We start from the raw sequence: 22,058 nt of genomic DNA on the forward strand, positions 1-22,058 counted from the left end.
TAAATGGAACAATTATTAGATGTGAAAAACTTGGAAGTGAATTTTAGAACGTACGGTGGAGAAGTCAAAGCTGTACGCGATGTTTCATTTCACATTAACAAAAGCGAAATTCTTGCGATTGTAGGTGAAAGTGGTAGCGGTAAAAGTGTTACCGTCCAAACAATTATGGGCCTATTGCCGATGAATGTTGCGAATATAAAGGGCGGGACAATTAATTATAAAGGGCAGAACTTGTTGGGGTTAAAGAAAAGTGAGCTGCGGAAATTAAAAGGATCTAAAATTAGTATGATCTTTCAAGATCCAATGACTTCTTTAAATCCGACGATGAAGATAGGATCTCAAATAGCAGAGGGCCTAATCATTCATCACAACGTCAGTAAGCGCGATGCGAAAGAACAAGCTATTAATATGATTAAGTTGGTAGGAATACCGAATCCAGAACAGCGTTATGATCAATATCCACATGAGTTTAGTGGTGGAATGCGTCAACGGGTAATGATAGCGATTGCACTAGCGTGTAGACCTGAATTACTAATTGCGGATGAACCAACAACGGCTCTCGATGTAACGATTCAAGCGCAAGTATTGAAATTAATGATTGAGTTAAAAGAAAAAACAAATACAGCTATTATTTTAATTACGCATGATTTAGGTGTTGTTGCAGAAACGGCTGAAAGAGTAGCGGTTATGTATGCAGGCGTTATTGTAGAAACAGGGACCGTTCATGAAATCTTTGAAAATCCCAAACATCCTTATACGTGGGGGTTAATGGAGTCGATTCCGGATTTTAATAGTACAACAAAGGAAAGGCTCATTCCAATTGAAGGTTCACCGCCAGACTTATTTGCTCCTCCAAAAGGCTGTCCGTTTGCGCCGAGATGTAAATACGCTATGGATATTTGTGAGAATGAAATGCCCGCAGATTATGAAATTAGTTCTAGTCATTCTGCGAAATGTTGGTTAAATGATGAGCGATCACCAAGTGCGGATGAAGTTCTTGCTATAGGGAGGTCTCTATATGAGTGAAGTGTTAGTTGAAATTCAGAATTTGAAAAGATATTTCCCGGTTGCTGATAAAAAGACCGTTAAAGCGGTTGATGATATTTCATTAATTATCCATAAAGGTGAAACGCTTGGTTTAGTAGGTGAAAGTGGAAGTGGGAAATCGAGTCTTGGAAAATTAGTCGTAGGCTTGGATACGCCTACTTCGGGTTCCATTTTATTCGAAGGAAAAGAGTTTACGGGGTTAAATAAAAAAGATCAACGCGAAATGAACCGTGAAATGCAAATCATATTTCAAGATCCACATGCTTCACTGAATCCGAGAATGAGGATTGGTGAAATTATTGCGGAAGGTATCGATGGCTATAATTTGGCCAAAGGAAAGAAAAGACTTGAAATTGTTTATAGTTTGTTGGAAAAAGTAGGGCTTCGACCTGAACATGCCCAACGTTATCCTCATGAGTTTAGTGGCGGGCAAAGGCAGCGTATTGGTATTGCGCGTGCGCTCGCTGTTCAGCCCAAGTTTATTGTGGCGGATGAGCCCATTTCTGCTTTAGACGTCTCTATACAAGCGCAAGTAATCAATCTATTAGAGGATTTAAAAGAAAAAGAACAACTAACTTATTTGTTCATCGCCCATGACTTGGGAATGGTAAAACATATTAGTGACCGTATTGGTGTTATGTATTTAGGGAAAATGATGGAGCTTGCTAGCAGTGATGATTTGTTTAAGAATCCGCTACATCCTTACACGCAAGCGTTAATGTCTGCGATTCCAGTTGCTGATCCGAGTTCGATTAAGCGGGAGCGGATTGTTCTTAAAGGAGATCCGCCAAGTCCGGTTAATCCGCCTAGCGGATGTCGATTTAGAACACGTTGCGCACACGCAATGGATATATGTGCAACTGTCGAACCCGAGTGGAAGGAGGTGGAAAAGGACCACTGGACGGCGTGTCATTTATATCCTTGAAAACGGTTTTTAGAATAAAGAAGTTTTCCAATTACGTAGATTTACAAAGACAAGGGAGGGTTTAATATGAAAAAGCTATTAGTATTAATGATTACGATCCTGTCACTTTCCGCTGTACTTGCAGCGTGTGGCGGCAAAGATAAAGATAGTGGCGATAAAGGTAAAGGGGATGCGCCAGCAGGTAAGGCTGAAAAACAAGAAATCACAGTAAACGCGGGAAGTGAGCCACCGGCAATTGACCCGGCGCTAGCAACAGATACAACATCAGGTTGGGTGTTAGACCATATTTTTGAAGGTCTTTACACGCGTGACGAAGAAGGAAAAGCGATTCCAGGATTAGCTGAGAAAACTGAGGTTTCAGAGGACGGCAAGACGTACACATTCACAATTCGTGACGGTGCAAAATGGTCTGATGGAAGCGCATTGACAGCTAGTGATTTTGAATTTGCATGGAAACACGTTCTTAGCCCAGATACAGGAAGTTCTTTTGCATTCTACATGTACTATTTAGTTGGTGCGGAAGACTATAACAAAGGAAACGGAACAGCTGAAGACGTTGGCGTAAAAGCGTTGGATGAAAAAACATTAGAAGTAACATTAAATGAGCCACTTGGTTATTTTGAAACATTACTAACGATGTGGACATTCTACCCAGTAAAAGAAGAACTAGTTGCTGGCAATGAAAACTGGTCAGCTGAAGCGGGTACGTATGTAAGTAACGGTCCATTCAAAATGACAGCTTGGGAACATGACAGTGAAGTTGTTATCGAGAAAAACGACGAGTACTACGACAAAGATACTGTAAAGTTGGACAAAATTACATTCAAGATGGTTGGCGAAGCGACAACATACTATCAAATGTATAAAACCGGAGAACTTGATTTCATTATGAAATTACCGACAGATGTAATTGAATCCGAAAAAGGTAATGATGATTTTGAAATTGTTCCTTATTATGGAACATATATGTACATGTTTAACGTAGAAAAAGAACCATTTACAAATGAAAAAGTACGTAAAGCATTTGGTATGTCAGTAGATCGTAAAGTTTTAACTGAAAATGTTACTTTAGCTGGTGAAATTCCTGCTTACGGAATGGTTCCGGTAGGGGCGGATACACCTGAAGGAGATTTCCGTGAAGCCGGCGGGGATTATTTTGAAGAAGATTTCGATAAAGCAAAAGAATTACTAAAAGAAGGTATGGCTGAAGAAGGATGGACAACTCTTCCGGAAGTTACATTGCTATACAATACAGATGAAAACCATAAGAAAACTGCTGAAGCTGTTCAAGAAATGTTTAAACAAAATCTTGGCGTAGAGATTAAGCTTGCGAACCAAGAATGGAAAACATACCTTGAAACAACGAAGACACATAACTTCCAAATGGCTCGTATGGGTTGGATTGGCGTATTCGTAGACCCTGTTGTAAACTTGGATTATTATTTGGGAGATAGCCCAAATAACCGTACAGGTTGGGTTAATGAAGACTTTGACCGTTTAATGGCAGAATCTAAAGTAGAACAAGATCAGGAAAAACGCTATGAGTTGCTTCATCAAGCTGAAGCGATTTTAATGGAGGATTTCCCAATGATGCCACTTTACTTCTATACAAACACGTATCTAATGAACGAAAATATTGAAGGCGCGGCTAGATATGTTAACCGTTTCCCTTTCATGAAGTGGGCAGAAGTAACAGCAAAATAATAATTGAACAACCCTCTATCGTTGTTTGATAGAGGGTTGTTTTAAGTTAATTGGATTTTTAGAGGTGAAGACTATGAAATTAAATATATCTATCGCTAGTGTTACGCTTATTATTTGGTTACTACTTATTAACATGAAAAAGTTATTACTGCTCGAAATTATTGATGTAACATTTCTTGTCGGTATGATCACTTTAGTCATTTTCGCAATTATAGTCATTATTGAATCTAAGTTTTTGAATCTATTCACCAATGGATTTAAAAAGATTAATTATTTATTGTTTCCACAATCGAGGGCTTCAAAAAGAGCGGAAGAGCTTGCCGATAACGACCAAAAGTTAATTGAATGGAAGTCATCCGTAAAAGGAATTGCTAAACGGGTGACCGCTATTATTACAATTACTACTATGGGTACTTCACTTGTCTGTTTAGCACTATATTATTTGGTTTGATAAAAATAGTTGAAGAGGTGTAAACGTGGAAGATAAACTTTCTTTGTATTTAAATGTTGTAAGTGGTTATGATCCAGTCGCAATACCTGGGAAAAACAAATTCACTTTTCTAAGTAAAAAAACAGGAATGCCTCAAGCGTATATTGGAAATGGCGAGAACGGAAATGTGCAGCCATTTGGTGTTTTTGAAGATCGAATTATGTCCGTATTTCATTCGCCGTCTGGAAGTCAAACAATAATGGGAATGGATTACAAAGGAAATGAAAAGCAACAATTTTATGTAGTAAATGAAGAGGGGGATTACGAGGAACTTGTTCTGTCACCAAATCATTTCCATAACTTTGGCGGCTGGTCTCCAGATGAAAGCAAAATTATGTATTCAAGTAATCGACGAAACAGCGGTTGTTTTGATATTTTTGTCCTTGATCTTGCGACAAAAAAAGAAGAGGTCATTTTTGAATTTGACGGAAACTGCATACCTGTTTGTTGGATGAACGGCGACGATAAACATATTGTAATTACTATTCAAGAAACAAATATTGATAGTTCTTTACACATTTTAAATATTGAAACGAAAAAAATGACGAAGATTGGACCTGAAAAAGGTTTTGCGAGATATCAATCATTGGTGTTCTCGAAAGATGGAAAAACTGGATATGTGTTATCGGACTTCGAGATGGACAATTTAGCGGTGTATCGCTTTGCTGTTGATAACCCCGGGAAATTGGAACAAGTATTTAATGAGCCAATGTGGGATGTAGAGGAAATCTCATTGTCTTCTACTAAAGAAACACTTATCACTAACGTGAATGCTGGTGGGACTTCCATTATTAAGAACTATAATGTTCTAACGAATGAAGTGCATCATTTAGAGGGTGTTCCAAGCGGAGTAATCAATTCAATTTCTTGGATGGATGAGAATCGTTTTATATTTTCCTTAAAGAGTCCTACAATGCCGGGGGATATTTGGGTATATGATATGCGGGAGAAAAAAGCTGAAAGACTTACGTATTTTGGTGTTTCAGAAGAAATCGAGCATCTTTGGATACAGCCGGAAGTGTGCAAGTTCAAGTCATTTGATGAACTTGAAGTTCCTTACTTTTACTATTCAAAGGAACAAAATCCGAAATCTACGGTTATTTACGTACATGGGGGCCCCGAAAGCCAAATCAGGGCTGAATTTAACCCTGTTATTCAGTATTTGGTTTCTCAGGGATTTGCGGTAGTCGCTCCGAACGTAAGAGGGAGCATGGGGTACGGTCGTAAATATATTCAGTTAGATGATGGTAGAAAGAGAATGGATGCTGTTGCGGATCTTGCGGACTTAGTAGAAGATCTCGTTCAAACGAAGTCGATTGACCGTGACAAGGTCGGAGTAATGGGCAGAAGTTATGGTGGTTTCATGGTTCTCGCCGCATTAACACATTATCCGAATTTGTGGGCAGCAGGCGTTAATATTGTAGGGATTTCACACTTCAAGACCTTCTTGGAGAACACGGGACCATGGCGCAGGAAGTTAAGAGAATGCGAATATGGAACGCTTGGTGTGGATGATGAATTTTTCGAAGAAATTGCACCTCTAAATCATCTAGCTAAAATCGAATCACCTTTGTTAGTCTTCCATGGTCAAAATGATACGCGCGTTCCGGTTAGTGAAGCAGAGCAATTAACTAAAGTAATGCGTGAAATGAAAAAAGACGTTGAATTGTTTATATTTGAAGATGAAGGGCACCAAACAGAGAAGTTAGCAAACCATATTACAATGAATACTAAAATTGTTGAGTTTTTTAATAGTACTTTAAAATAAATGAGTCCGCCATGTTGAAAATGGCGGGCTTATTTTTTATTTTTATTAGCAGAGTTAATTTCATAACGGGAAATTTAGTGTTGAAATACGAACAAGGTTGATTTTCGCTTCAGGAGGACGCGTTCCGTGGGCACGGCTTCAATCTTCTCAAATAAAAACGAATGGCTACGCAAGACACTCTTCATAAAATAAACTACAATAACGTAAGAAGAAAAAATCAGCCAGGTTATCATTTGGCCACTGAAAAACTTTCTTTGTATAGCGAAACCTAGTTGATTGGAGTGGAGAGCGGCGACTCCAGCGGGAAAAGCGCGTCCAGGTGAGACCACACAGCGAAGCGAGAAGGCTCACGGACCGCCCGCGGAAAGCGTCCGCTCAGAACGAAAATCAACGGGATTGAAGGAAATTAGACTTTTTCAGTGACCTTGTTATCATTTGTCTAAACTTTCATCGGGTGATTATTAGGGCTTGACTAGAAAAAGTCGTTAAAAAAGCCCTTAAGAAGAGGCGAATGAATGTCGTAATGTTTGCCTGATAGAGAGAAAGGAACGAGTGTATGTCTGGAAAAATGAATAAACGGAATGCAATTCTTATTATGGTCGCCATTTTTGCGATATCCGTCAATATGCGACCGGCGATTACATCCATTGGGCCAATGCTTGAAACGATTCGTGAACAGTTGTCGCTGTCCGATGCGCAGGTAAGTTTGTTGACTGCGGTACCCGTTATTTGCATGGGCCTATTTGCCACATTGGCTCCGGTAATGAACCGGAAGTTCGGATTGAATCGGGTAATGATTGCAATGATTTTACTGATTGGTGTGATGACTGCTTTGAGGGGGCTTATTTCAGGTTTTCTTGTGCTCCTCGGTACCGCATTTATCATTGGTATCGCCATTGCCGTCATCGGACCGCTTCTTTCTGCGATGATTAAACAGTATTTCCCGGACCGTGCCGCGTCCGTCATTGGGATTTATTCATTCGGAATGGGAGTTGGGTCGGCAGCGAGTGCAGGATTGACTGCCGTGTTTTTTGAAAAGACAGGTTCCTATTTATTTGCACTTAGTATTTGGTCCGTATTGGCGCTTCTTGGTCTAGTGGGGTGGTTCGTGGCAATGAAGGGAAAACTGAAGGTTCGTCAACAGGATGTCGTTGTTGTGGAAGTTCAGAAAAGGCATGTAAAGTCCCCGTGGAAATCAAGAAAGGCGTAGCTATTTTTACTGTTCTTTGGATTGCAATCCTCTGCATTTTTCTCCATCATTACATGGCTCGCACCACTCGCAATCGCCGCTGGAATGACGTTGTTACAGGCGGGAACGCTCCTTAGTATTATGACCATCGTACAAATATTTTTGAACATTATAATTCCGCTTTTAATGCAACGTTTTCCATCAAGAAAGTTGTGGCTGCTTTTCATGCTTACAGCGGGAATGATTTCGATCGTACTTTTCTGGACCGGTATTCATTCACTTATGTGGATTGGCGCATTTGTCATGGGAATCCCACTTGGCGGCTTATTCCCGGTAGCCTTGCTTTTGCCGCTTGACGAGACGGAGACGCCTGAAGAAACAAACGCATGGACTGCGATGATGCAAACAGGCGGTTTCATCATAGGAGGATTATTGCCTCTGCTAATTGCGGTGGTCTACGACGGGACGACAAACCATCATTACACGTTCGGCATTATGTTGTCGCTTTATGTGCTAATGTTCATCCTGACATTTTTAATAGGTGATAAAAAAGAACTAAATGAATACTAAAACCGAAGTAGACGATACATTGGATTGGTGTTTATCATTAGTGTGACCGTGTCAGGCCTGTACAATGAATTGAATAGCGAAGAAACGAGTCAGCCACTTCAATAAATGGCTGACTCTTTTTCGTGTTTTAGTTGGATAAATGATCCATACCGATGATAGATAGTTTACTAAGTTTCAGGTCCTATTCATCGTGTAAGGGATTGTTAATTTCTGTTGTACAGGCGTGATTATACTATCTCCATTAAGCTAATTAGTAATGTATACTGAGGTTATGCAAAATACTGAATAGAGTATTTTTATAGTTCAGTAGTGCAAATAGAAGGCACGGTTTAGGATGGAAAAAAGATTATCTGTCGGGATGGCAATTATTCCGATACTCGCGACGAGCTTGGGAGGACTATTGGAGGAAACGGGTGCTTTTCAAGTGTTAACTCGTAAAATGCTTGAAAAGGTAAAAACAACCGGTTCCTTAATTAGCATGACGATCGTCTCAACATTCTTGGCATTTCTCGTTCCTTTAATCAATATTTTATATGGATACACGGGATGGACGATTACGAAAAAGAGTTATTCAAAATAGAAACAAGTAGGAGGTTACGGAATGTCTAAAGTAATTGTAAATGTTCTTGGCACGGCGCAGGATGCGGGAATACCACATCCGAACTGTTTTTGTGGGCATTGTAAGAAAGCGTTGACTGATCATAGTTTCAAAAGGCTTGCCGCCTCGCTAGCGGTTGTCTTTCCGGAAGAAAAACAATGGCATTTAATCGATGCATCGCCTGATTTTAAAGAGCAATTATCGACGCTTCAAATGAGGTATGGGCTAGAAGGACAGTTAATGGAAAGCATTTTTTTGACGCATGCCCATATTGGTCATTATCCCGGGTTACTGTTTTTAGGACGGGAAGCGATTGGAGCGAAAGGGATTACTACATATGCTGGAAGAAAAATGAAGACATTACTAGAAAATGAGGCGCCGTGGAGTTTGTTAACTGAAATCGGAAATATTGATGTGAACGAGATGACAGGTGGTAAGGCAGTTCCGCTTGGTGGGGGCGTTTCGATAAGGCCGGTTGAAGTACCGCATCGTAATGAGTTTTCGGAGACGTTTGGGTTTTGGATTGAAGGACCTAATCGAAAACTATTATATATTCCGGATATCGACAGTTGGGATGAGTGGTCGATAGATATTCACGGTGCGGCTAAAGAAGCGGATATTTGTTTATTGGATGCGACGTTTCATTCGACGAAGGAAATTGAACAAATGGGACGAGATTATCGTGAAATACCGCATCCAGTTATGACGGAGACGATGGATCGTCTTCAAGATTTAGTAGGGGGAACAGAAATATACTTCACTCATTTTAACCATACGAATCCGGCCATTAATCCTTCTAATACGTTTACAAAACAAGTGGAAGAGCGAGGATTTTACATCGCGGAAGAAGGAATGGAAATAGAAATTTAAGGGGGTTCTTTGATGGGGATTTCATTGAAGAGTAAATTATTGAATGGGGAAAAAGTAGTTGGTGTCATTATTGGTGATTATTCGCCTTCTATGGTTGAGGTAATTGGTCATGTAGGGTTTGATTTTGTTTTTATTGACGATGAGCATGGGGCTTTTAGTTATTCGGAATTGGAAAATATGGTGCGGGCTGCGGATGCTGTGAATCTAACGCCGATTGTTAGGGCGTCTTATGATGCGTCAAGTATACAGAAGGTGCTAGACCGTGGTGCGAAGGGGATTCACGTACCTATGGTGAATACGAAAGAAGATGCTGAACGTGTAGTGCAAAGCGCTAAGTTTCCGCCTAGTGGGAAAAGAGGGGCAGCTTATTATATTCGAGCGGCACAATATGGCAAGCTAAGCGGAACGGACTATTTGGAACATGCGAATAATGAAACGTTAGTCATTGTTCATATTGAAACGCCACAAGCTGTTGAGAACTTCGAGGAAATTATGAGTGTTCCAGGTATTGATATGGCTTTTATTGGGGCGACTGATTTGGCGGTAAGTATGGGCTATCCAGACGGTCCGGATCATCCGGAAGTCCAAAAGGTAATTCAAGGATTGTTTGAAAAAGGTCGAGAACAAGGCGTTTTATTGGGTGCTGTTGCGGGAAGTAGTAAAGAAGTAAAAAGAGAACTTGAACGAGGCGCAAATTATGTGCTAGTTGTCGGAACTTCGATTATTTCTAAAGCTCTGACCGAAGTGCTTGATGCGTCAAAAAGTTCTCGCTAAAAAAGAAATAAGTTGAAATAAAGATTCTAACCTAAAAAAGTCCAATTATGATCGCTTTATCGGGCCGTTGATTTCCGTTCCGAGCGGACGCTTTCCGCGGGCAAGGACCGAGCCGCTTCCTTCGCTTACGCTCCGTGCAGGGTCTCGGATCTCTTGCTCTTCCCGCTGGAGTCGCCGCTCTCCACTACAATCAACTGGGTGTCATAATCATAAATTGAGTCTTTATATGTAGTTTGAGCTTATTATTTTCATGTAATTCTTGGCGAGAGGCATCCCCTAGCGCCGAGTGTTGTAAGAAGGATTCTTTAATTCAACTTATCCGGTATGGAATAATTAGATCTACTTGCAAGGGAATAAGTAAAGTCAACCAGATGTTCATTTGGTTGGCTTTTTTATGTTTTTTTAGGGAAGTTTAGTTAGAGAGCCAAGAAGCAAAAAAAGTAATGATTCTGGTAGTTCGTTATAGAAACACTATCCATTAGAAATTTGTTAGAATCTATATAGTGTACTTGGAGGGATATTTGTGACAAATCGCGAAGTGAAAAAAGGAAATATTTTCGCACTTTTTCCGTTACTTATTTTTGTATTACTTTTTATTGGCGCAGGAATTTTTACAAAAGACTTTTCGGGAATGCCATTAAATGTAGCGGTGCTTATTGCTTCCGCTGTCGCTTTGCTGATGAATCAAAAAGAAACCTTTTCTAGTAAAGTCGAGCGGTTTACTAAAGGTGCGGGGCATCCGAACATTATTTTAATGGGTCTTATATTTATATTAGCGGGCGCATTTACCGAAGTTGCCAAAGGGATGGGTGCAGTTGAATCGACTGTCAATCTAGGTCTGTCGCTATTGCCCTCGAATTTGTTACTCGTTGGCCTTTTTGTTATCGGTTGTTTTATATCAATTGCGATGGGGACTTCAATGGGGACTGTCGTTGCGCTGGCGCCGATTGGAATTGGAATCGCTAGTCAGACGGGTATTCCACTCGCACTTGCGATGGCGACGGTTGTAGGTGGTGCGATGTTTGGAGATAATTTGTCCATGATCTCAGACACGACGATTGCGGCCGCACGAACTCAAAATGTCAAAATGAAAGATAAATTCAAGGTGAACTTTTTCATCGTATTGCCTGGTGCCATTCTTACAGCAATTATTCTAGGTGCCATTACAAGGGGAAATGTGGCTACAATTAGTGGGGAATACCCGTATGATTTGTTGAAAATACTGCCATACGTTGCTGTTTTGGCGGCAGCGCTTTTGGGTGCGCATGTGCTCGTTGTCTTGGTTGGCGGCACCATTTTTGCTGGAATTATTGGGATGATGGACGGGTCGTATAGCTTAGGCGGGTTTGTACAAGCGATTTCTAAAGGGATTATGAACATGGAAGATTTAGCAATTATCGCGATTTTAATAGGTGGTATCGTTGAAATTATTCGGCATAATGGCGGCATTGATTCGCTGTTATATTTCATCACGAGTAAAATTAAAACGAAAAAAGGCGCGGAATTTGGAATTGCTAGTTTGGTAAGTATGGTGAATATGGCTACGGCGAATAATACAATTTCGATTGTAATCGCGGGACCTTTGGCGAAAAGCATCGCCGATGAATATGGTGTGGATCCAAGAAAGTCCGCAAGTTTGCTCGATACATTCTCGGGTAGTTTGCAAGGGGTTTTACCTTACGGAGCACAAATGCTTGCCGTGTCCGGATTAGCTGCTATTTCACCGATTAGTATTATTCCCTATTCGTTTTATCCGGTTTTGATGGGGGTTTGTGGAGTTGTTGCGATTTTAATTGGTTATCCGAAATTTCGTCAGACGTAGAAAGAATACCTAAGACTTAATACCTAGTTTCTGCACACCCTGAAAGTCGTTGAAATAACTCCCTTTCCACGGGAACTATTTCAACGACTTTTTATATAGTGAGATTCAGCTACAATGAAAAAGTTACTTTCACTTATTTTATTATACAAATATAGTGTTGTTTGTGTTCGCGCAACGAATGTACTTGCATAGTGCAAGAAGGTAAAGTTGTTGTGTGGATAACCTTCTGTGGGGTTGTTGGTAATATGTTAGTAACTCTGTGGATTAATAAACTTATCCACAGTTCGGAGTGAGAATGAAAATTCGACAAGTTTCGAGGAATCACGTAATTATAGAAAGTACTTATGAAGGCAATACAATTTCAAATATAAACAGACGAGCTAGTCCTATCAATAGATGACTGGCTCATTTTCTATTTGAAAGGGAAAGATTCCTTCAGCTTATTAAGTAAGTCACTATCAAACCAAGTAAAAGGCCACCTACTATAGCTAGCGCATAAATTAGTTTTCTCAACTCGCCATCCTTTCATCGTATGTAGTCTAATTAGTATATGGACATGACTAGAACCTTATTACCGGGATCACGAACAATCTTTATACACGAGGCCTAATTTTTGGTATAGTAAATAAAAAAGGATGTGTATTCGATGGTTGGACGTAATGATTCTTGCTTATGCGGAAGTGGGAAAAAATATAAAAAATGTTGTGCGCTACAAAATGAACCAACTAACGAAAACCTCGTCGAAGAAGAACTGGAACGAGTTATTGGTAGTTTTTATGAAAGTGCACTTAGTAGTCCGACAGACCTAGCGGAGTTTGGAAGCTATGAAAGGGAATGGATGAGCAAACTTAGTAAAGCGATGCCTCGTGGGGAAATTGAACAGTCGGTTGCCGAATACTTTCTATTCATAGCGCGACGTGATCTATGGAAAAGGTATCTTTTGAAAGTGCTTAACGGTCCGATTCGTCAAGTAACACGTAAGGTGTTAGAGGCGTGGCAAGACCCGATGGTTTTATTTGGGAAGGTAAAGGCGGTTCACGAAGATCATTTCATTGTCGATGAAGTGCTTGGTCATACAACTTACCGGATGAATTTGGAGCAGGAAATGGAGATAGAGGTAAGTCAACTCGTATTTGGGGTCGTTCTTTCTGATCGTAGGCATCATGAAAATGGGGTTCGTTATCTTGAAGGGCTGACGTTCATTTACGATTCGAACGGGGAATTTACAAAAGTAGTTGAATCGATGGCCGCGGAAAGTGGAGAGGCAAGTAGTTATGATTTCTTTAAAGTGCATATGCTTGATATTTACAAAGCGATTGCGGACCGAGAAATTACTAGTATGGAGGATTTAGTTCTACGTGAACTCCGACCAGACCAACAAAAAGTATTGAAAATTCTTGAAGAGGAAGCAATTGCCCACGGTGCCCCGCCGCAAGTGTTGGAATTCATACAAGTAATAGCGATCACTTATTTAATAAAGGGACAGGCATCCTTTAGGAAACCGGAAATTGTTGCCGCAGCCGTGTTTAAAGTTGCTTGCGATTATGACGTTTTCGATGGGTATGCGTATTCTCAATCGAATATTGCGAAGTTGTTTGACGTTTCCGTTAGTTCCATGATGAAACATGTGGAACCACTCTATGAGGTTACCGTAGAGTTAATGGAAGAAATAAGCGACGATTCGAACGAAGACCCCCAAATTGCCTACAATATAGGAACGGACCCGTGGCCAACAGAACGCATGAATTGGGAAATGTATTGTAAGATGGCGCTCCAAAACTTTAAATCACTTGAGGAAGCCCAAGCTTATATGGAAGAAACGATAAACGAGCCATTCAAACCTAAGGGGAAAAAGCAACAAGCGCAGGCGATTGCTTACGATGCGTATGAAGCGGAAGAGGAAGAAGAACGTTATCGTTTGGCGAAAAAGCTATATGCACTCGCCCCGGAGAACGTGGATGCATTATTGTTTCAAGCCGAAATGTCGACTATCGACCAAGTAACGGAGCAGTTTTACCAAAAGGCGATTGAAATAGGGAAGTCGGAATTCGACGCGGAACCCGAAATTCCGTGGGGACTCGTGATAAATCGACCTTATATGCGGGCGATTTTTGCGTATGGGATTTGGTTGTTTGATGATAAACGGTTCAGCGAAGCTGCGGATCTTTTTGACAGCCTACTTAACATCAACCCGGGAGATCATCAAGGCGTACGATATTTTGCAGTTTCTTCTTTCATTAGTTCGGAAAATCTCGATAAAGCAGAATCGATTATGGAGGACTATGAAGAGCAATCGTCAGAAGAAGCAGCTTACTTATTTTTAGATTGGCTACTGGAAATGGAATTGTCTCAGGGGGAATCGGACATTGGTGCAATAATGTATGAGGAAGCGGAAGAAGCGAACCCGTTTGTGGATGCATTAATTGACAACGAGATGCCTAAGCTACCACTCCCTAAGCAACTATCCATTTTACCAGGCTCAATAGATGAGGCAATGTATATTTGGTATTTATTATAAGGGATGAAATGAGTCAGCGATGCTTTACTATAGCTGACTCGTTTTTTTATTTCATGGTAAATAGAAAATAATTCCATGCAGATAAAATAATAATTAAAGTTATTCGAACTATATGAAAGTTTTGAAATACCTGTTATAATAAAGCGACAAATGGCATGGGGGGGACTGACTCTGTAAGATTATATTGAACTATGACGAAAGGTATATGTGTATTTGTAAATACCTATGCTGAAAAATAGGGAAAACCCTAGTTTTATTGAAGAATTATACAATCATACGCAAGAAACCGCTGTAATTTAGGTGTGCAAATTGGTGAAAGCGGTTTCAAATTATTTAATACTCTGAAATCGTGTTGACATATCTATTCCTTATGTGATAAATTCATTGGAATACTTCCACGTATGATACTAAACTACTAAAATGTGACAAAGGGGGAATTTTTATGGGGAATATTCTAGAGGTAGAGAACCTTTCCTTGCAATTTGGTGGCGTAAAGGCATTGGATAGTGTCAGCTATCATATTAAGGAAGGCGAAATCTTTTCCCTTATTGGTCCAAATGGTGCGGGTAAAACGAGTATGCTCAATTGCATCAGTGGATTATATCACCCAACAAACGGGTCCATTCGGTTTAAAGGACAAGAAATCGTGAATATGAAGCCGGACAAACGAACTACACTTGGCGTCGCACGAGCTTTTCAAAATATTGCTTTGTTTGCACATATGTCTGTACTCGATAACTTGAAATTGGGAAGACATGCGTTAATGAAAACAGGAGCACTAAGTGGGGGACTTTATTTTGGAAAGGCATCGCAAGAAGAAATCGAACATCGTAAAGAAGTAGAAAGAGTGATCGACTTTTTGGAGTTACAAGACATTCGACATACGCCGGTCGGCACGCTTCCATACGGATTACAAAAACGAGTAGAAGTCGGCAGAGCACTTGCGTTACAGCCTGAGTTAATCTTGCTAGATGAACCGATGGCAGGAATGAACGGTGCCGAAAAAGAATTAATGGCTCGTTTTATTTTAGATATGCACGAAGTGATGGAAATTACAGTTGTGCTTATTGAACATGATTTAGGAATTGTAATGGATTTGTCTGATCACATTGCGGTACTTGATTTTGGTAAGCAAATTGGGTTCGGGACACCAAAAGAAATACAAAACAACCCCGAAGTAATTAAAGCGTATATAGGGGAAGAAAAAGTTATTTAGACAGGGGGACCAAGGGATGAGTTCGGAAGAGACATTACCTAGACTTTTAGCTGAACGGGCAACGATGAAAACAAACGAAGTAGCATTAAGGCAAAAAGATTTAGGGATTTGGAATGAAATTACTTGGGGAGAGTATTACCACACGGTTGAGCGTCTAGCGATTGCACTTTCGAAAAACTTTGATTTTGAAAGTGGCGAGAAACTAGCCGTAATAGGCGAAAACCGACCGCAATGGTTGTATTCACAAATGGCGGCACAGGTTTTAGGCGGGATTTCTGTCGGGGTGTACCAGGAATCGTTGCCGCGTCAGCTTGTTTACTACTTAAATGATTGCCGTGCTCGTGTCGTTATTGTTGAAGACCAAGAGCAAGTCGATAAGTTGCTAGAAATAGAAGAACAGATCCCGCTAGTCGAACACATCATTTACTACGATGGAAAAGGTATGCGTAATTATGATCACCCTAAATTATCGAGATTTGACGATCTTTTAAAAAGCGGTAGTTCACTACTAAAGAACGAGCCTGATTTTTTTCCGAAACAAACTGAGCGTTCGCTCGGGGCCCACGTCGCAATTATTGCCTACAGTGCCGCGACGACTGGAAATCCGAAAGGCGCCATGTTGACACATAGCAATTTAATAGCAGCAGCTGCCAATTTAAATGCGATTGACCCTTCGGAAGAGAAAGACGATTATTTCTCATTTTTACCGCTTGCTTGGATTCATGAACAAGTGCTAAGCATTACGAACCCATTACTAACGGGCATGGTTGTTAACTTTCCTGAAAAGCCCCATACGGTTATGGTCGATTTGAGAGAAATTGGTCCGCAAACGCTTTTGGCGCCTCCAAGGGTTTACCAAACGTTAATGTCGAATTTTACGATTCGAATGGAAGGATCGAGCTGGTTTAAGAAAAAAGTCTATCATGCATTCAAAAAAGTCGGCGATCGGGTGACAAGGGCGAAAATTGACAAACAACCGATTTCTTCTTTCGATAAGTTGATGTATGCGTTTGGTGATTGGATTATGTTTAGCCCAATACGAGATCATTTTGGTTTGGGAAGGGTAAGAAGGGCATACATTGCCGGCGCTGCACTTGAATCCGAAACGTATTACTTTTTCCAAAGCATTGGTGTCAATGTGAAGCAGTCTTACGGAGGGACAGAACTTGCGGGTATCGCGCTCGTTCACCGTGATGAGGATATCAATATAAAAAGCGCGGGCGTACCACTTCCAAATACAGAAGTGAAAATCGGTGAAGACGGACAAATTTTAGTGAAAAACTTGGCGATATTTTCGAAGTATTTACACGAGGAAGATCGGGAGAAAGTTATCGAAGGGTGGATTTCACTAGGTGACTGCGGGCGCATAGATGACAATGGGCATGTATATATTTTAGATCGCAAAGAAGACATTGTTACGGCGTCAACCGGTGAACCTGTCTATCCAAGTATGGTGGAGAACAAATTAAGGGCCAGTCCTTATATTCAAGAAGCAATATGTTTTGGAAAGGATAGTCCTTATCTAACCGCAATTTTGAATATCGACATGAATAATGTCGGGCGATGGGCCGATAAAAAAAGAATTATTTATACGACTTATTCCGAGTTAGCCCGGGATGCGGAAGTGATTGAATTTATTGAAGAAGAAGTCGCGAAATTAATGAGCCAGCTTCCAGAAAAAGCAAGGATCAAGAAGTTCGCTATTCTTCATAAGCAATTCAATGCAAACGATGGGGAATTAACCCGAACGTTAAAAGTTAGAAGAAAGCATATTGAGGATAATTATGAATCGCTTATTGCGGGACTATATTCAGAAGCTGGAAGTGTGAATATTTTAGATGATACGAAAGAGACTCCCGAAGAAATCAATCTACAAATTATAAAACTAGTAATGAAGCAGGAGGTGGCATAAATTCATGACATTTTTCTTTCAAATGCTAATTACAGGAATCGTAGTAGGGAGTATCTACGGACTTGTTGCACTTGGGTTTGTTTTAATCTATAGGGCGAGTGATGCGCTAAACTTAGCGAATGGTGAATTAGTTATTGTAGGTGCGTACATTTGTTTAACGTTAATTACGGCTTATAACATACCGTTTATATTCGCTTTACTAATTACGCTTGTATTCAGCGCAGTTTTAGGACTTGTTATCGAAAGGCTTGTCGTACGGCCCCTCCAAAATGCGCCTGTCATTTCGGTTATCATGGCTACCATTGGGTTGTCCAGTTTGCTAGCCGGTGCGGTGCATATGGTTTGGGGTCACCAGACAAAAAAGTTTCCACAAATATTTCCAGCAACACCAATCAATATTTCAGGAGTCATTATTACACCGGTTTATCTTTGGTCCTTTGTTGTTGTTATTGCACTTCTGATTATCTTTTCACTGTTCTTTAAGTTCTCGAAAATGGGAATTGCAATGCGTGCGGTCGCCGATGATCAGCAAGCTGCGTTGTCGATGGGGATTAGTGTAAAGGCTGTCTATGCGACAACTTGGGCAATTGCTTCTGTCGTCGCTGCTGTTGGGGGAGTTTTACTCGGTAATATAAACGGGGTCAGTCCCGGAATGGCCGCTATTGGACTAACCGTATTGCCTGTCGTTATTCTTGGTGGTTTGGACAGTATACTTGGGGCAATCGTTGGTGGGTTTATCATAGGTATTTTACAAAACATGGCAGGGGGATATTTGGATCCGCTCATTGGTGGAGGGTTAAAAGATGTTGCTCCATTTATTGTCGTTTTGCTTATATTGATGGTTAAACCATATGGCTTATTCGGAAAAGGTGGAATAGAAAGGGTGTAAGTTTGTGCGAAATCCATTTGTGAACGAAAGCGGAAATTATAAAACGAGTTACATTCAAGACATGAAAATGTTTGGATCCGCAGGCGCTAAAATTAGATCAGCAATTTTAATTTTAGTCATTCTATCATTTCCATTTTTTATATCCAATTATGTTATCGGTCTACTAACCTTATGTGCAATTGCCTCGATTGGTGCGATTGGACTTAATATTTTAACAGGTTATACGGGACAAATATCAATAGGTGTGGGGGCCTTTTTAGGTGTAGGTGGTTATACAGCGGCCATATTGACGTCGACAGTAGGCTTAAGTTTTTGGTTGGCGTTGCCACTTGCGGGTCTTGTTACGGCCGTCGTTGGCGGACTATTCGGTATTCCGTCGCTGCGATTGAAAGGGTTGTACTTGGCGATTGCTACACTTGCCGCACAAGTAATCATTCTTTTTGTCATTAGTCGATGGGATAGTTTAACTGGTGGTACGGCTGGTATGGTGCTTAGTCGACCAACCGTTGGAGGTTTTTCACTATCGAGTAATACGAGTTATTTCTACCTTTGTATTATCATTCTTATATTCACAGCAATCTATGCTACAAATCTTATACGGACTCGAACTGGACGCGCGTTTTTGGCGGTACGTGATCGTGATGTAGCAGCACAAATTATGGGGATCAACTTATTTAAATATAAAATCATGGCTTTTGCAATTAGTTCATTTTTTGTTGGAATTGCAGGTGCTCTACTTGCGCATTATACGATGATTGTAAGTCCTGAGCTTTACGGAATGCATGTGTCCATCGAATATTTGGCCATGATATTAATCGGGGGATTGGGCAGTGTACTTGGTTCTATATTAGGAGCGGTCTTTATTACGCTGTTACCTGTAGCGCTAAGTATCGGGGTAGACTCTTTGACATTATTCATGCCCGATTTGTATCAAATCCTTTCTGCATTTAAAGAGTTTGTATTCGGTATTGTAATCATTTTGTTCCTAATCTTTGAGCCGGGTGGACTGGCAAATATGTGGAACAATATGAGGAGCTACTTTAAGTTATGGCCGTTTTCATATTAAATGATTGGAAAATCGAAATCGCTTACAGGAAAATGTATGTTGGTTTCTTTCCACATAAAACTAAGGGGGAAAAATTTTGAAAATGACTAAGAAAAAAATCGTAGGTTTATTCGCAGGATTCATGTTGCTACTAGGGCTTGCTGCTTGTGGTGACGAAGAAAAATCGGATGGCGGCGCTGCAGAAGATGGCGTTCGGACGGTAACAGTTGGTGGGCTTTACGATATTACGGGTGGAACTGGGGATGTAGGAACACCTTATGCTGAAGGTGAACAAGCTTTCTTCAAGCATTTAGAAGCAACAGGTGGTTTTGAAGGAATTGAGATTAAACAAATTGGAGAAGATTATGCCTATGCGATTCCTGAGGCACAAAAGATTTACCAAGCACTGCGTGATAAAAATAAAGCGTCTGCAATACTTGGTTGGGGAACAGGTGATACAGAAGCGCTACGTCAGCAAGTCGCAAACGATAAACTCCCGTATGTATCCGCTTCTTATTCAGAAAACTTGAAGGACTTGAAAGAAAGTCCATATAACTTTCTTGTAGCTGCATCTTATTCGGATCAAGGTCGCGCGATTTTGAAATGGATAAAAGATAATCACGAGGGTGGAGAGCCGACAGTAGCATTGCTTTATAATGATACAGCATTCGGACGTTCACCAATTGAAGATATTAAAGATTATGCCGCTGAAATTGGCATTGACGTTGTGGATGAGCAAGTAATTGACGTTCAAGCAACTGAAGCACAGTCTCAATTGTTAAATATGGAAAAGAAAAACCCGGACTATGCAATTATTCAACAAACATGGGGAGCAACAGCAACGATTTTACGTGACGCAAAAACACTAAATATTGATACACAATTTATTGGTTTAAACTGGGCTTCTGGTGAAGGTGTAATTGACATTGTTGGTGAAGATATTGCGGATGGGTATATGGCAATCCTTTCACATGCATTTCCTTATGAAGACTTCCCAGGAATAGCAGATATAAAAGAGTACTTGGATAAGGAAGGTAAAACGCTTGATGATATTGATCAGAAATTCATCCAAGGATGGTCTGCATCAAAAATTGTCGCAGCGGGTATCGAAGCAGCAAGCAAACTTACAGACGGTGAGATTACGGGAGAACAAATTCGTGCTGGTCTTGAATCACTTAGCGATTATGATATGGGTGGATTGGGCGCAAATGTTAGCTTCAGCGCAGACAACCATGCAGGAACAGAGCAAACACGACTTGGCGTTGTGAAAAACGGTAGGTGGGAGCAGTTAACGGATTACTTCAGCTATAAGGAGTAAGCATACGTAGATACGCTTAAGAATGATCATGGGAGTAGCAGATGATTCATTTGCTACTCTCGCTTATTTCTTTAGAAGAAGGGGGATTTCTATGCTCCACATTAAAAATATTGAAGTCGTGTATTCGCGAAACATTCTTGCGTTAAAAGGAATGTCGCTTCATGTTCCAGAAGGTAAAATTATTGCGTTGCTCGGTAGTAATGGAGCAGGCAAGTCGACAACGTTAAAAGCAATATCGGGCTTGCTTGCAGGTGAAGATGGGCAAATTACGGACGGCACGATTGAGTATGAAGGCCAGAACATTAATAATACGACGCCGGACATTATTGTCAAAAATGGGATCTTCCAAAGTATGGAAGGTAGACGTGTATTTAAAAACTTAACGGTTGAGGAAAACTTAATGGCAGGGGCTTATACACGAAAAGATCGAAAGCATTTAAAAGATGATATTGAAAAGATTTATATTTATTTCCCGAAACTAAAAGCACTTCAACACCGAAAGTCCGGATTTTTATCGGGTGGTGAGCAGCAAATGCTCGCGATTGGTCGAGGAATTATGGCCAAACCGAAGTTATTGTTATTGGATGAACCATCTTTAGGAATTGCGCCTCTCCTTGTTGAAGAAATATTTCAGAACATTAAACAGATTAATAAAGACGAAGGCACATCTATTCTAGTTGTTGAGCAGAACGCGAATGTTGCGTTGGCGATTTCCGATTACGGATATATTATGGAAAATGGTCGAGTTGCGATGCAAGGAGATGTGGATTATCTGTTGTCAAACGAAGAAGTACGCGAACATTATTTAGGTGTTGGAAAAGAAGGCGAGAAAAGCTTTAGGGAAGGTAAATCGTATAAACGACGTCAAAGGGTTGTGTGGTAGAAATAGAAAAAGTAAAACCGCCTCAGAAATGTGGCGGTTTTACTATGTAACATGCGGCACTACTGGGCAATCCCCAGTTGGATTAGGTGTAGTATTATTTTTCCACGTTCCGTCGAAGGGGCCCCTGCACGGGACAGAGAAGTGCCGCGTCTCTGTGACTCTTAGTCTACGCATCTTTGCCAAGAAATATACACTTACGATAAAGTTTTAGAAACTTATTATTAACTAGTCTTACAATTTAGACTTGATATTTAATTCTGTTGTGTTATGATAATCTTAATGCATCCTAATTGAATAGTATTTCCTTATCTAGAGTCGGGGGAGGAACTGGTCCTTAGATCCCGCGGCAACCCTTGTTTAGCTGAACGTTCAACTAAACGAAATGGTGCCAATTCCAGCAAGCTTATTTAAGCTTGAAAGATGAGGGAGAGCTTGATTTATAAAATCAGACCTCTTCCTTATCGGATGAGGTTTTTTATTATTTCAGAATGGATGCCATTCATCATAATATGTATTACGT

Annotated in this window: 18 protein-coding genes and 1 riboswitch; all 18 genes read left to right on the top strand. The window is 40.5% G+C overall.

The genetic code is table 11. The features are described 5' to 3' along the window. The first annotated feature begins 3 nt into the window (after positions 1-3). On the top strand, positions 4-1,026 hold the full coding sequence (locus tag KSU66_RS02450) for an ABC transporter ATP-binding protein (RefSeq protein WP_269049834.1): 1,023 nt from the start codon (positions 4-6) through the stop codon (positions 1,024-1,026). Beyond that, positions 1,019-1,972, top strand: coding sequence for an ABC transporter ATP-binding protein (locus KSU66_RS02455; protein ID WP_269049835.1), 954 nt, complete (start codon positions 1,019-1,021; stop codon positions 1,970-1,972). The genes KSU66_RS02450 and KSU66_RS02455 overlap by 8 nt, the downstream gene beginning before the upstream one ends. 66 nt (positions 1,973-2,038) lie before the next feature. Continuing rightward, on the top strand, positions 2,039-3,676 hold the full coding sequence (locus KSU66_RS02460; protein ID WP_269049836.1) for a peptide ABC transporter substrate-binding protein: 1,638 nt from the start codon (positions 2,039-2,041) through the stop codon (positions 3,674-3,676). A 73-nt stretch (positions 3,677-3,749) separates the two neighbouring features. After that, positions 3,750-4,127 carry a DUF3899 domain-containing protein gene (locus tag KSU66_RS02465; RefSeq protein WP_269049837.1) on the top strand — a complete coding sequence of 126 codons (378 nt, stop codon included), beginning with the start codon at positions 3,750-3,752 and terminating at the stop codon, positions 4,125-4,127. Between the two features lie 25 nt (positions 4,128-4,152). Next, positions 4,153-5,934 (top strand): S9 family peptidase, encoded by a 1,782-nt coding sequence (locus KSU66_RS02470; protein WP_269049838.1) that lies wholly within the window; start codon positions 4,153-4,155, stop codon positions 5,932-5,934. 556 nt (positions 5,935-6,490) lie between these two features. Next, the gene (locus KSU66_RS02475; RefSeq protein WP_269049839.1) at positions 6,491-7,144 is read left to right on the top strand and encodes an MFS transporter; all 654 of its coding nucleotides are present in this window, start codon (positions 6,491-6,493) and stop codon (positions 7,142-7,144) included. A 21-nt stretch (positions 7,145-7,165) separates the two neighbouring features. Next, positions 7,166-7,693, top strand: coding sequence for an MFS transporter (locus KSU66_RS02480; protein ID WP_269049840.1), 528 nt, complete (start codon positions 7,166-7,168; stop codon positions 7,691-7,693). Positions 7,694-8,027: 334 nt separating this feature from the next. Further along, positions 8,028-8,273 carry a Na+/H+ antiporter NhaC family protein gene (locus KSU66_RS02485; RefSeq protein ID WP_269049841.1) on the top strand — a complete coding sequence of 82 codons (246 nt, stop codon included), beginning with the start codon at positions 8,028-8,030 and terminating at the stop codon, positions 8,271-8,273. Positions 8,274-8,294: 21 nt separating this feature from the next. Then, complete coding sequence (locus tag KSU66_RS02490; RefSeq protein WP_269049842.1) at positions 8,295-9,161, top strand: MBL fold metallo-hydrolase; 867 nt, start codon at positions 8,295-8,297, stop codon at positions 9,159-9,161. A 12-nt stretch (positions 9,162-9,173) separates the two neighbouring features. Next, positions 9,174-9,935 (top strand): HpcH/HpaI aldolase family protein, encoded by a 762-nt coding sequence (locus KSU66_RS02495; protein ID WP_269049843.1) that lies wholly within the window; start codon positions 9,174-9,176, stop codon positions 9,933-9,935. Between the two features lie 523 nt (positions 9,936-10,458). Beyond that, positions 10,459-11,757 carry a Na+/H+ antiporter NhaC family protein gene (locus tag KSU66_RS02500; RefSeq protein ID WP_269049844.1) on the top strand — a complete coding sequence of 433 codons (1,299 nt, stop codon included), beginning with the start codon at positions 10,459-10,461 and terminating at the stop codon, positions 11,755-11,757. Between the two features lie 646 nt (positions 11,758-12,403). Next, positions 12,404-14,275: an SEC-C metal-binding domain-containing protein gene (locus tag KSU66_RS02505; RefSeq protein WP_269049845.1), complete on the top strand. Its 1,872-nt coding sequence runs from the start codon at positions 12,404-12,406 to the stop codon at positions 14,273-14,275. A gap of 442 nt (positions 14,276-14,717) precedes the next feature. After that, a complete protein-coding gene (locus KSU66_RS02510; protein WP_269049846.1) occupies positions 14,718-15,491 on the top strand; it encodes an ABC transporter ATP-binding protein in 774 nt (257 codons plus the stop codon). Positions 15,492-15,507: 16 nt separating this feature from the next. Next, positions 15,508-17,403 carry an AMP-binding protein gene (locus KSU66_RS02515; RefSeq protein ID WP_269049847.1) on the top strand — a complete coding sequence of 632 codons (1,896 nt, stop codon included), beginning with the start codon at positions 15,508-15,510 and terminating at the stop codon, positions 17,401-17,403. 4 nt (positions 17,404-17,407) lie between these two features. Next, complete coding sequence (locus KSU66_RS02520) at positions 17,408-18,292, top strand: branched-chain amino acid ABC transporter permease (RefSeq protein ID WP_269049848.1); 885 nt, start codon at positions 17,408-17,410, stop codon at positions 18,290-18,292. A gap of 4 nt (positions 18,293-18,296) precedes the next feature. Then, entirely contained in the window at positions 18,297-19,358 is a 1,062-nt protein-coding gene (locus tag KSU66_RS02525) for a branched-chain amino acid ABC transporter permease (RefSeq protein WP_269049849.1), read from the top strand. Between the two features lie 82 nt (positions 19,359-19,440). Further along, positions 19,441-20,655: an ABC transporter substrate-binding protein gene (locus KSU66_RS02530; RefSeq protein ID WP_269049850.1), complete on the top strand. Its 1,215-nt coding sequence runs from the start codon at positions 19,441-19,443 to the stop codon at positions 20,653-20,655. Positions 20,656-20,746: 91 nt separating this feature from the next. Continuing rightward, a complete protein-coding gene (locus KSU66_RS02535; protein WP_269049851.1) occupies positions 20,747-21,538 on the top strand; it encodes an ABC transporter ATP-binding protein in 792 nt (263 codons plus the stop codon). A gap of 302 nt (positions 21,539-21,840) precedes the next feature. Then, positions 21,841-21,965, top strand: a riboswitch (SAM riboswitch). Positions 21,966-22,058: the final 93 nt, after the last annotated feature.

Source organism: Sporosarcina sp. G11-34, assembly GCF_026931025.1.

Coding starts and splice junctions, on each gene's coding strand:
- KSU66_RS02450 (WP_269049834.1), top strand. CDS start 4: ATGGAACAATTATTAGATGTGAAAAACTTGGAAGTGAATTTTAGAACG.
- KSU66_RS02455 (WP_269049835.1), top strand. CDS start 1,019: ATGAGTGAAGTGTTAGTTGAAATTCAGAATTTGAAAAGATATTTCCCG.
- KSU66_RS02460 (WP_269049836.1), top strand. CDS start 2,039: ATGAAAAAGCTATTAGTATTAATGATTACGATCCTGTCACTTTCCGCT.
- KSU66_RS02465 (WP_269049837.1), top strand. CDS start 3,750: ATGAAATTAAATATATCTATCGCTAGTGTTACGCTTATTATTTGGTTA.
- KSU66_RS02475 (WP_269049839.1), top strand. CDS start 6,491: ATGTCTGGAAAAATGAATAAACGGAATGCAATTCTTATTATGGTCGCC.
- KSU66_RS02485 (WP_269049841.1), top strand. CDS start 8,028: ATGGAAAAAAGATTATCTGTCGGGATGGCAATTATTCCGATACTCGCG.
- KSU66_RS02490 (WP_269049842.1), top strand. CDS start 8,295: ATGTCTAAAGTAATTGTAAATGTTCTTGGCACGGCGCAGGATGCGGGA.
- KSU66_RS02495 (WP_269049843.1), top strand. CDS start 9,174: ATGGGGATTTCATTGAAGAGTAAATTATTGAATGGGGAAAAAGTAGTT.
- KSU66_RS02505 (WP_269049845.1), top strand. CDS start 12,404: ATGGTTGGACGTAATGATTCTTGCTTATGCGGAAGTGGGAAAAAATAT.
- KSU66_RS02510 (WP_269049846.1), top strand. CDS start 14,718: ATGGGGAATATTCTAGAGGTAGAGAACCTTTCCTTGCAATTTGGTGGC.
- KSU66_RS02515 (WP_269049847.1), top strand. CDS start 15,508: ATGAGTTCGGAAGAGACATTACCTAGACTTTTAGCTGAACGGGCAACG.
- KSU66_RS02520 (WP_269049848.1), top strand. CDS start 17,408: ATGACATTTTTCTTTCAAATGCTAATTACAGGAATCGTAGTAGGGAGT.
- KSU66_RS02530 (WP_269049850.1), top strand. CDS start 19,441: ATGACTAAGAAAAAAATCGTAGGTTTATTCGCAGGATTCATGTTGCTA.
- KSU66_RS02535 (WP_269049851.1), top strand. CDS start 20,747: ATGCTCCACATTAAAAATATTGAAGTCGTGTATTCGCGAAACATTCTT.